The organism is Nostoc sp. UHCC 0252 (genome assembly GCF_034931145.1).
Lineage (GTDB): Bacteria > Cyanobacteriota > Cyanobacteriia > Cyanobacteriales > Nostocaceae > Nostoc.
On the sequence record NZ_JAYGHE010000022.1, the window covers coordinates 18,854 to 29,915 of the forward strand.

The 11,062-nt window shown below is 40.5% G+C and carries 9 protein-coding genes; 4 read left to right on the top strand and 5 right to left on the bottom strand.

Annotated features, from left to right (window positions below):
• Positions 1 to 19: 19 nt before the first annotated feature.
• The 3 genes from VB732_RS14955 (at position 20) to hisS (ending at position 2,586) form a co-directional block, all read left to right on the top strand.
• Positions 20 to 397 carry a GIY-YIG nuclease family protein gene (locus VB732_RS14955; RefSeq protein WP_323231654.1) on the top strand — a complete coding sequence of 126 codons (378 nt, stop codon included), beginning with the start codon at positions 20 to 22 and terminating at the stop codon, positions 395 to 397.
• 7 nt (positions 398 to 404) lie between these two features.
• Positions 405 to 611: a hypothetical protein gene (locus tag VB732_RS14960; protein ID WP_323231707.1), complete on the top strand. Its 207-nt coding sequence runs from the start codon at positions 405 to 407 to the stop codon at positions 609 to 611.
• Between the two features lie 586 nt (positions 612 to 1,197).
• Positions 1,198 to 2,586, top strand: coding sequence for a histidine--tRNA ligase (hisS, locus tag VB732_RS14965; RefSeq protein ID WP_323231655.1), 1,389 nt, complete (start codon positions 1,198 to 1,200; stop codon positions 2,584 to 2,586).
• 1,194 nt (positions 2,587 to 3,780) lie between these two features.
• Here hisS and VB732_RS14970 read toward each other — a convergent pair.
• The 3 genes from VB732_RS14970 to VB732_RS14980 form a co-directional block, all read right to left on the bottom strand.
• Entirely contained in the window at positions 3,781 to 4,713 is a 933-nt protein-coding gene (locus VB732_RS14970; protein WP_323231656.1) for an alpha/beta hydrolase, read from the bottom strand.
• A gap of 276 nt (positions 4,714 to 4,989) precedes the next feature.
• A complete protein-coding gene (locus VB732_RS14975) occupies positions 4,990 to 5,496 on the bottom strand; it encodes a DUF4112 domain-containing protein (protein WP_323231657.1) in 507 nt (168 codons plus the stop codon).
• Positions 5,497 to 5,576: 80 nt separating this feature from the next.
• Positions 5,577 to 6,479 carry a YihY/virulence factor BrkB family protein gene (locus VB732_RS14980; RefSeq protein ID WP_323231658.1) on the bottom strand — a complete coding sequence of 301 codons (903 nt, stop codon included), beginning with the start codon at positions 6,477 to 6,479 and terminating at the stop codon, positions 5,577 to 5,579.
• A 259-nt stretch (positions 6,480 to 6,738) separates the two neighbouring features.
• Here VB732_RS14980 and VB732_RS14985 point away from each other — a divergent pair, with 259 nt between their 5' ends.
• Entirely contained in the window at positions 6,739 to 7,203 is a 465-nt protein-coding gene (locus VB732_RS14985; protein ID WP_323231708.1) for a hypothetical protein, read from the top strand.
• 117 nt (positions 7,204 to 7,320) lie between these two features.
• Here VB732_RS14985 and VB732_RS14990 read toward each other — a convergent pair whose 3' ends face one another.
• On the bottom strand, positions 7,321 to 9,795 hold the full coding sequence (locus VB732_RS14990) for an EAL domain-containing protein (RefSeq protein WP_323231659.1): 2,475 nt from the start codon (positions 9,793 to 9,795) through the stop codon (positions 7,321 to 7,323).
• Between the two features lie 19 nt (positions 9,796 to 9,814).
• The gene (locus tag VB732_RS14995; RefSeq protein WP_323231660.1) at positions 9,815 to 10,852 is read right to left on the bottom strand and encodes a sensor histidine kinase; all 1,038 of its coding nucleotides are present in this window, start codon (positions 10,850 to 10,852) and stop codon (positions 9,815 to 9,817) included.
• Positions 10,853 to 11,062 lie beyond the last annotated feature (210 nt).

The window sequence follows — 11,062 nt, forward strand, 5'->3', positions numbered from 1 at the left end:
AATCACCCCTCTGGTTTTCATGCCAACAAATGATTCTGAACTTCAAGCTCAAGCTCGGAGAATTCTAGATGCGATCGCTTTCATTCCCTTTGAGCAATGCCAACCCTTGACCCGTGAGTTTGCAAGTATTCCGGCTCGTCCTGGCATCTATGCAATCAGGCACAAGACTGACGGATTGTTGTACATCGGTAAAACCAAGAGCTTACGGGGGCGTTTTAGTGGTGGACATAAAGCTTTTTTGTGGGCGTGGCTCGATAAGTATAACGATGAAGATGTGCGAATTGCAGTGCAATTCATTTCATATTGGGAAAACCCTACGTTACTATTGGAGCTAGAAGCGATTATTTTAAGAGCCACCGAACCTCCTTATAACGTCCGAATTCCAACCGAAGGGTAGTAAAGTGATGCAAGCAAAACTCCAAGAGCAACTTTCCTCTAATGATGCCGAAGTTATTTTAGGATGCTTACCTGAAAGAATTCGCGCTGCTCTAATTGCTCGTGCTACTGAAATTGAATATCCAATCGAAGCAGTTATTGAGATGGCGATCGCAAGTTTTCTCGACACAGAGGCATTGGGTTTTGCAGATTGCAAGCCAGGGCGTGGACAATAAAAGCGTAAACTGGCGATCGCAAGCGGCGGGACTGACGAAAGATATTGGTGTGGAAACAGAAGAACATTATAAACCGACGATAGACGCGTAGGCGTAGCCCGTCGCAGGCATCGCTTGGAAGAAAAACAGAATTCGTTATGCTTTGCGTCAAATTATGCCAGCAATGATTAAAGCCGTGCTTTGACAACCTTTCTCACTCCCCACTCATAATATGCGAACATAATTAAGTTGTAGCTCACTACCTGCACAGAGATTTAAAATGGATACCATTGCAATCCCTGTTCTAAATCGCCCAGTAGATGCCTAGAGATTCCTGCTTCTAAAAGTATTACCAATCGGCATTACTCGTTGCGGCTTTAGCACCAGGTGACTCGATTTTAGATAAATGCCTTATTTAGTGGGTTAAAGGTTCCAGGCATTGTAATAAGAGACCCTGGTGGTTGTACAGCGAAAACTTTTGCCGATTACTTTACTCGATTTTTCCAAATGTTAGAACAAGAAAAGGTAGATTGCAACGTCAAATATTCGAAAAGCCACGACTGCGTTTGTTAGGCTTTCATCAATTTCAACTTAGTAAGGTACACGCATGGCAAAAGGTGACAAAATAAACTTTTCTACCCCTAGCGGATTTCCAGAATTTCTTCCTAGCGAAAAGCGTCTAGAATTATATTTGCTAGATATCATCCGTAGAGTTTTTGAAAGCTATGGATTTACGCCCATCGAAACACCTGCTGTAGAACGTTTAGAAGTGCTGCAAGCGAAAGGTAATCAAGGCGACAATATTATTTATGGCATTGATCCCATCCTGCCACCAAATCGGCAAGCCGAGAGAGATAAATCGGGCGAAACTGGTTCAGAAGCAAGAGCTTTAAAATTTGATCAAACAGTTCCTTTAGCCGCTTATATTGCCCGTCATTTGAATGAGTTAACCTTTCCCTTTGCTCGCTACCAAACTGATATGGTTTTTCGGGGAGAACGAGCCAAAGATGGGCGTTTTCGTCAGTTCCGCCAATGCGATATTGATGTAGTTGCTCGTCGTGAACTTAGCTTACTCTATGATGCTCAGATGCCTGCAATTATCACGGAGATATTTGAAGCAATAAATATTGGTGATTTTCTGATTCGCATCAATAATCGTAAAGTTCTTACAGGTTTTTTTAAGTCAGTAGGAATTACCGAAGACAAAATTAAATCATGTATTAGTATTGTTGATAATTTAGAAAAAATTGGTGAAGGCAAAGTAAAACAAGAATTAGAGAAAGAGGGAGTTTCAGGAGAACAGACTCAAAAAATTATTGATTTTATTAAAATTGATGGCTCCGTTGATGAAGTCTTAGATAAGCTTAAGCATCTTGCCCAAAACTTATCAGAAACCGAGCAATTAAGCCTGGGAATTAGCGAACTAGAAACAGTAATTGCAGGCGTGCGTAATCTTGGAGTTGCTGAAAATCGCTTTTGTATTGATTTATCCATTGCCCGTGGACTTGATTACTATACCGGCACAGTTTACGAAACAACCTTATTAGGACATGAAGCTTTAGGTAGTATCTGTTCTGGCGGGAGATATGAAGAATTAGTTGGGGTGTTTTTGGGTGAAAAAATGCCTGGCGTAGGCATTTCTATCGGCTTAACTCGCTTAATTAGTCGCTTGTTAAAAGCTGGTATTCTTAGTACCTTAGCTGCTACACCAGCCCAGGTAATGGTAGTGAATATGCAAGAAGATTTGATGCCAACTTATTTAAAAGTTTCGCAAAATCTGCGTCAGGCTGGAATTAATGTTATCACTAACTTTGATAAGCGTCCCTTGGGTAAACAATTTCAACTAGCCGATAAGCAAGGAATTCAATTTTGTGTAATTATTGGTTCCGAAGAAGCAGCAGCACAAAAGTCTTCGCTGAAAGATTTGAAAACAGGTGAGCAAGTAGAAGTGTTACTAGTAGATTTGGCTGAGGAAGTTAAAAAAAGGCTTGGCTAATTACTTTTAACATCTCTTTTTCCTCTGCGCTCTCCGCGTCTCTGCGGTTCCATAGTTTTTTATTTAACCACAGAGGCACAGAGAACACAGAGTCAAGAAGTTAAATTTGATTAACTGACAAATTTTTTTCGTTAAAGCTAGTAGAAAAATCCTTGGTTTTGTTGGGTTTCGCTAAAGTTCAACCCAACCTACATTTTTTTTCTTTCATCAGAGTTATAAAAGAGCGCTAGTGAGGTTGTCCTTTGACCTTGGTAAACACAAATGACGGACTACACGAGAAATAGTGCATGTAGGCGCGTTAGCTTACAAGACCCCCATTAGGAAATTTAGAAACCTGGCAAAATGGCAACCACACTCTAATTAACCAAGTTAAATTGTACAAAGATAAACGACTTCAAGGGTTTTTTTATCAGGGGCTACCACGCAAGTAAATTGCTTTAGTTAAACATTAATTTACTAAGTGATTTACAAAAATACTATTTCTACCAATTATTTGCAGAGGATTTTCCTCAACAGATAAATATCAATAATCAGGTTTGGCATTTGCTGCAACAGGGATATTAAATGCGTATGGGCGTTGTTGTTGAAGTACGCATTGGCCCCCAAATAACGGGTAACGCCTGTATACATTCCTGTTCACTTCAGCAGCAAATGGCAGAGTGGGAGTTTGAAAGCTAAGTGATATGCTTCCTCCCACTCTTTTTTTATCGAAACAGAATTCAGGAGTCATACTGCAAAGCGGCAATTATTGCCATCCTCACCGACCTAAAGGCGCTCTTAAGAAGGAGTAATAAGTAATGAGTAATAAGTAATGAGTAATAAGTAATGAGTAATGAGTAAATACTTTTGGCTCTCCTAGACTAGTTATGGAAAATTAATACTTGATATCAGGTTAAGTTCTTACATGGTAGGGGATTCAAGAATCAAAAAGCATTTTTTATTAAATCTTTGATTCTATTTTAGCGAAACCTAGTTCTATCAGGTATCTTAGGGAGTTTTTAGTATTAATTTATCAAACGAAGTCTAGGAGAGCCAAAAGTATTTACTCATTACTCATTACTCATTACTCCTTACTCATTACTCCTTACTCATTACTCCTTACTCATTACTCCTTACTCATTACTCCTTACTCATTACTTTAAAGCATTGCGTGAAGCACGGGGCTTTAGACCCAACTTTTCGGTAATTATTTGGTCAGGAGTCATAATTCAGTAAAAACTCAAGAATCGCTGCATTCAATTCTTCAAAAGCACCTGTCGAGGCATCATGATAGCAGTTAGACAAAACTTTTAATTTGGAATTGGGGATATGCTGATGTAATTTTTCACCATGACTAACAGGAAACCAACTATCTTGATCTCCCCACAAAATTAATGTAGGGCACTTAATTGCACTCAGGTTATTTTGAATTTTAGTCAGCATATTTGGTTTATTTGTTTGGCAATTCTCAATTTCTCGCGCTGCTATTTGTAAATCTTCGGCAACTTTGGCAATCGTACCAGGAAATTCAATAAATGGGTAAGTTATCCAATAGATATCTTCCTGTGTCAAAATGGACGGATCAAATAATACCCCACGCCTTTCTATTGCCATAACTTCTCTTAATAAAGGTGCAAACAAATATGCCAGACGTAAGTAATCAATTGTTTCTATTATTTCTCTAGGAATTTGGGCAAGTAACCGCATACCCCAATGGGGTATATCTTTGGTAAAAACAGGTACGTTTACTACTACAAGCTGCCTGATTAACTGCGGATTTTCTTGAGCAAGAGCAAGGGCAATTAATCCTCCCAAAGATTCAGCCACAATTATTGCTGGTTCATTACATAATGCCTGAATAATTCTTTGAAACTCAATAACTTGATGACCGTTATGTTCTCTACGAAATAATGGTTTTTCGGAAAAACCAAAACCTTTGGCATCAAAACAAATCACCCGAAAATGCTTAGATAATACTGCTATGCTATGTCGCCAGTTATAGCTCCAGCTACCCATACCATGTAATAAAATTATTGGTTTACCTTTGCCTATTTCGCCATAGGAAATTTGCACAGGATACCCTTGAATATCAGTAATAATTAAATTTTGCCGTCCTTTAGGGAAGGTAGCCTGCCACCAATCTTTCATTACTTTATCAATAAATAATTTAACTATAGCAGTCTGTTTTGATTTCGGAATTTATTGCTTAGACAAGCAGGCTATTTTACTTTTACCGATTTTTCAAAAAATCAAATAAGAATTCTATAGTTTTGCTTTTTTAAGTAAATACCAACTAACAAAATATTCAGCAGTCCCTCACTCGAATCATGCCAATATTTATGCTTGAATACAAATTACGAATTACGTACAGCCCTTTGGGCATGAAAACCGCGTAGCGTGCCGGAGGCTCTATTACGAATTATTTTAACCCCCAGTTAAAGCGTTCCACAATATTCTAATTAGGATCACGGGTAATGCTACTAAAATAATCGAAATCAGCAACAATCCAAGCAAAAGGGCAATGATAAACCACCTGTCTGCACTCTTTTGTTCGCTGGGAAATTTTAAGTATTCTTCCAAAAGCTTGATATTATTAGTGTTGGCTCTCCAGGCAAAATCAAAAAAGTCTCCCAAAACTGGTACAGCCCCTACTAAGCCATCAATGATCACATTTATAACCATTTTGCCTAAAGTGGCTCTAGATACACCCAGCCGCGCTGCTTCTAGGATGATGTAGCTAGAAAACATGACTCCTAAAAAATCACCGCCAATAGGTATAAGTCCTAAAATTGGATCTAGACCCAAACCAATCTGTGTACCAGGAATGGTAATAACATTATCCAGCAGCCTACTTAATTGACGTAGGCGCTTCAAGGTGGGTGCTTTGGCATCAGGTTCAATCATCGAAAATCGAGAGGGAGAATCTGGCATGAAGGCGATCGCTAACTTTGCATTGAATCGTTAGATATTTTACTCCGCTAATCAGTTTTTGCAAAAGTTTTCTCAGGGATTTACAAATTAATATTTTTCGTTAGATTGCGCTGCGTTGGGCGTATATCTTCACCGACTGTTACATTCAACTGATCGCCGATTAAGAGTACAGCCGCACTCATCGACAGCCAGAGCATTAAAACTATCACAGCCCCTACAGCACCATATACTTTATTATAATTACCAAAATTAGCCACATAAAGCCGGAATAGGGCAGACAATATTGCCCAGAAAACAGCTGCTAAAATTGCTCCAGGCATCATTGGTGTGCCTGAATTCCATGCACTTGGTCCATAACGGTAGATAAAGCTAAAGGCGACAGCAACAATACTTAGTACTAAAGGCCAGCGTAACAGCTGCCAAAGATACAACAAGAAGATCAAAGAGCCATTTCCGCTTACTACCATTCTTAATAGCCAGTCGCTGGTAAATACTAAGAAAGAAGCCAGCACTAAAAGCAACATAGTACCGATTGTTAATCCCAAAGAGATAAGCTTGGCTTTCCAAAAGGGGCGGATCTGTTCTGGGGAAATCTGATGGATTTGATCAAGGGCTGTCATAGCGGTACTCACAGCTCCAGAAGCAGTCCAAATTGCTAAGGCAAAGCTCAAAGAAAATAAACCACTGTTTCTAGAATTAGTAATTTCTGTGGCAGCAAAATCACGAATCAAAACCAGAGCTTCTTCCGGTAGAACTTGACTGAGTTGTGCCGCTAGCTGTTTAAAGGTAGCTTGTAAAGATTCTGCCAATAAGCCAATGGCTGTAAGGACAGCAAGAATCGCTGGAAACAGCGATAACATGGCATTGAAGGCGATTTCCGAGGCTAGTCCCAAAAGTCGTTTTTCGATTGTCCTGGCAAAAGTTCTTTTGAGCGTGCGCCAATTGAGGTGGCGAAAGAAGCGAAAAAAACGAGGGTTCAGCATAATTTAGAGGTAAAACTGGTTAGTTTCTTAACTACTGTGCCAAACTTTGCGTAGCGATCGCATTTATCTTTTTACCGCAATACTACTTAGTAGGGAGTGGGGAGTGGGGAGTGGGGAGTGGGGAGCAGGGGGCAGGGGGCAGGGGGCAGGGGGTAGGGAGCAGGGAGCAGGGGGCAGGGAGCAGGGGGCAGGGGGAGAAAGAATAATTAATGAATGAATGCCCAATGACAAATGACAAATGACTAATGACTATTTATTTATGAATCAAGATTTTACACAACAGTGGTTGACAGAAATCCAGGAACTTAAAGAGCAGATGGCGACACTTCAGAGCGATCGCGATACGGGTTGGGAAAGTGCCCAAAAATGGCGACAGCTTTACAACACAGAAGCAGAACAACGCCGCACAGATGCCCAATTGTCCCAACAGGCGATCGCATCTTTGAAGGCAGATTTACATAAATTGCGAGGTTTGGAGTTTGAAACACTGGCTGCTGAGACATCAGTAACAGCGATCCAACGAGAAATAGAACAACTAAAATCTGTGGAGGAGTTGCAAGCTAAACTCATTGCTGTAATCAAAGAACGCGATCGCCTTTTGCAAGCTTTGAAAACTGAACAGGATAGCCACGCCCAAACCCGCAATAGCCTGACTACTGCCTTGGGTGATGCTATTGACAGTTTGACACGCGAACGAGCCGCAGCAGAAAAAGAGAGTAAATGACCTTTTTTGAATTAAAAATTCTTTCCCCCTATCTCCTGCCCCCTGCCCCCTGCTCCCTGCTCCCTGCCCCCTGCCCCCTGCTCCCTGCTCCCTGCTCCCTGCTCCCTACCCCCTACCCTATTCTTCTCTCGGCTGAATGCCAGATGCAAGTAATGTTTCTATCGATTTGCAATCTAGGGGTTTGGAGAAGAAATATCCCTGTGCGTGCTTGCATTTCATGGCTCTAAGTAGTGCCAGTTGCTCTACAGTTTCTACGCCCTCTGCGATTACATCTATATTTAGACTTTGAGCTAGGGTAATAATCGCTTGAACAATCTCCAAGTTTTCGCCGTTAGCACCCATTTTGGTAACAAAAGAACGATCAATTTTCAAGGCATTACTTGCAAAACGGTGCAGGTAACTCAAGGATGAATAGCCTATACCAAAATCATCTAAGTGTATTTGGATATTCATCTCTTGCAGTTGCAAGAGCATAAAAGTTGCTGATTGAATATTTTCCATCAGTACGCTTTCAGTAATCTCCAGCTTTAAATTGCTGCCTTCCAGACCAGTCTCTTGTATAATTTGGGAAATTTGCTCAATTAGCCCAGGCTGTGAGAACTGTTTAGTGGAAAAATTTATACTGATTGTTAAGGGTGGGTCAGTAGGAAATTGTATTTGCCAAGCACGCATCTGCCGACAAGCTTCACTCAGTACCCAATAACCAATAGGGATAATCAACCCAGTTTCTTCTGCTAGTGGAATAAAGTTGTCTGGAGGAACTAAGCCCTGTTGCGGATGCTGCCAACGAACGAGAGCCTCGAAGCCAATAATTTTATAAGTTTCTAACAAAACAATTGGCTGGTAGTAAACCTGAAACTCCTGGCGTTCAACTGCCCCCCGTAGATCCATCTCTAACTCTAATAACTTCGTTACTTGGGTGTACATAGTTGAGTCGAACATCTCATGGCGTGCTTTACCCAATGCTTTTGCGCGATACATTGCAATGTCAGCATCACGCAGCATTTCCTCTGGATGGTTGTAACTACCCTTGCTCAGGGTGATACCAATACTGACGGTAGTAAATACTTCATATCCACTGAGTTGGAACGCAGATGTCAGAGCTTGGTGTATCCTTTCTACTACGCCTGTTACGTCATTGATGGTGTTGAGATCGTCAAGCAAAATTGTAAATTCATCACCCCCTACACGAGCAACTGTGTCTCCGGCACGCAGGCAGCTTTCCAGTCTGCGAGCAAGAGCAGTTAAGAGTTGATTGCCAATCGTATAGCCGAGACTGTCGTTGACAACTTTGAAGCGATCTAAGTCTAGAAAGAGAACCGCAAATGTATAATCAGCACGTCGTTTTGTCAGCATCAGTGCCCGTTCTAGCCGTTCCATAAATAAGGCGCGATTTGGCAAACCGGTTAGTACGTCGTGAAAAGCATCATAAATTAATTGCGCCTGTGCAAGTTTGAGAGCAGTAATGTTACGGGAAATACTTAAGACAAAGTATACTGAGCCGTCATTAGCTAATTCCGGTACAAGACGGGTATGGTAATATTTGGTTTGGGAAGCGATCGCTAAACTACATTCAAAGTCGGTTTCTTGTTTAGTTTGAAAAACTTGCTGAAGCTTATGGTCACATATCCGGCAAAATTCTTCTGGCAAATTTAACTCTGCGTTTGTTTTGCCGATAAATGTTTCGGCTGATATCCCTGTAACCTTTTCAATAGCTGGATTAACGTAAACGTAGCACAATTGATGGTTAAATCTGGAAATAATATCAGGTGCATTTTCAACTAGTGCTTTAAATTCTTGCTGACGACGCGCTAGTGCCTCCAATATTCGTTTACGCTCAGTGATATCTTGAAAAACGCAAACTGCACCCGTGATGTTACCGTTATCATCTTTAATCGCTGCAACACTATCATCAATTGGGATTAGTGTACCGTTTTTAGCAATAAGTATCGTCTGCTCTGGTAGACCGACAGTAACACCAGATTGAAGGACTTGTCTGATTGGACTTTCAATAATTGCCCGAGTTTCTTCATGGGCAATATTGAATATTTCAGTTGTTTCTTTACCAAAGGCATCTGAATAATTCCAACCCGTTAATTCCTCTGCAATCGGATTCATAAAAGTCACAATTCCAGATGCATCGCTAGTAATTACAGCATCTCCAATACTTTTAAGTACAGTAGTCAACCATTGTTCATTCTGTTTTAATTTTTTTTCCGTCCGATGTTTGGAAAGGGTAATTTCAATAGTGAATTTTAACTCTTTTTCTTTGAAAGGCTTGAGAATGTAACCAAATGGCTCTGTTACCTTGGCTCGATTTAATGTTGATTCATCTCCATTAGCAGTAAGATAAATTATTGGAATATTAAAAATATTGTGAATTATCTGAGCAGCCTCTACGCCATCCATCTTTCCTTTGAGGTGAATATCCATTAAAACTAAATCTACAGAATCGTCTCCTGCTTTTTTAATTGCTTCTTCTCCAGAATCGACAAATCCCAAAACAGTGTATCCAAATTTTCTGAGCCGATTTTGTATATCCATCGCCACGATGAATTCATCTTCAACAACTAATATATTTACTGGATTCATGATTGTTAAACTTATAGTTTTATAAATTCTTAATTGGGAATACAATTTTATACTCCACTCCGTTATAGCTGATAAAATTGATGTTGCCTTGTAGCTGATGTGTTAGACCTCTTACTAATCGCAAACCTAATGATTCTGTAGCTTGAAAGTCAAAATCTGGGGCAAAACCGACACCATTATCGCTGATGGTAAGTGTAAATAAATTTGCTTCTCTGGAGCAGAATTCAATACAAATTTCTCCCAATTCTCTTTGGGGAAAAGCATATTTTAGGGAATTTGAAATAAGTTCATTAATAATCAAGCCGCAAGGAATAGCTGCATCAATAGCTAAAAAAACCTCCTCAACGTTCATTTTTAAGGTAATAGCACTGGAATTAACGTTGTATGAATAAAATAAATTAGTTACTAAATCTTGGATATAATCAGCAAAATTAATCTTTGCCAAGTCTTGAGATTGATACAGTTTCTCGTGGATTAGAGCCATTGATTCAATCCGGTTTTGGCTATCTTTGAACACCTCAAGAGCTTGATTATCTTTAAGATGCTCTGCTTGCAGGTTGAGCAGACTAGAAATAATCTGCAAATTATTTTTTACCCGGTGATGAATTTCTTTCAATAGCACCTCTTTTTCTTGAAGCGATGCTTTAATCTGCTCCTCTGCTTGTTTTCGCTCCCGTCTCACTAGTGCCTCACGCAACTCGCGGGCAACAGCAGGAACAAGTCGCGCTAGATTACCTTTGATGATGTAGTCATGGGCACCTGCTTTCATAGCGGCAACTGCGGTATCTTCTCCAATAGTGCCTGAGACAATAATAAATGGCAGGTCAAGTTCACTTTCCTTGACCTGCTTTAATGCAGCAGGGGCGCTAAAGGTGGGCATGGAATAATCGCAAATAACGATATCCCATGTTTGCTCTGCGATCGCAGCTTTCATGGCTGTAGCTGTATCAATCCGTTCAAAAGTTACTTCATAATCACCACGTTGCAATTCACGCAGCACCAAGAAAGCGTCATCTTCTGAATCCTCAACAAGTAATACGCGCAGAGGTGTACCCATGTAATTCGTAATTCGTAATTCGTAATTCGTAATTAAGAAAGTTAGCCTTGCATCTCTAGTCTGATTTTGGAGGATTGGTATAAGGGACTTTCAAGAAAGAAATTATCTAATTTCACCGAATTAAAACGATTTTCTCCCCTGCTCCCTGCCCCCTGCTCCCTGCCCCCTGCTCCCTGCTCCCTGCCCCCTGCTCCCTGCCCCCTGCTCCCT

Excerpts from the sequence above, each read along its gene's own strand:
- VB732_RS14985 (WP_323231708.1), top strand. The coding sequence starts at position 6,739 with ATGAATCAAGATTTTACACAACAGTGGTTGACAGAAATCCAGGAACTT.
- hisS (WP_323231655.1), top strand. The coding sequence starts at position 1,198 with ATGGCAAAAGGTGACAAAATAAACTTTTCTACCCCTAGCGGATTTCCA.
- VB732_RS14960 (WP_323231707.1), top strand. The coding sequence starts at position 405 with ATGCAAGCAAAACTCCAAGAGCAACTTTCCTCTAATGATGCCGAAGTT.
- VB732_RS14995 (WP_323231660.1), bottom strand. The coding sequence starts at position 10,852 with ATGGGTACACCTCTGCGCGTATTACTTGTTGAGGATTCAGAAGATGAC.
- VB732_RS14970 (WP_323231656.1), bottom strand. The coding sequence starts at position 4,713 with ATGAAAGATTGGTGGCAGGCTACCTTCCCTAAAGGACGGCAAAATTTA.
- VB732_RS14955 (WP_323231654.1), top strand. The coding sequence starts at position 20 with ATGCCAACAAATGATTCTGAACTTCAAGCTCAAGCTCGGAGAATTCTA.
- VB732_RS14990 (WP_323231659.1), bottom strand. The coding sequence starts at position 9,795 with ATGAATCCAGTAAATATATTAGTTGTTGAAGATGAATTCATCGTGGCG.
- VB732_RS14975 (WP_323231657.1), bottom strand. The coding sequence starts at position 5,496 with ATGCCAGATTCTCCCTCTCGATTTTCGATGATTGAACCTGATGCCAAA.
- VB732_RS14980 (WP_323231658.1), bottom strand. The coding sequence starts at position 6,479 with ATGCTGAACCCTCGTTTTTTTCGCTTCTTTCGCCACCTCAATTGGCGC.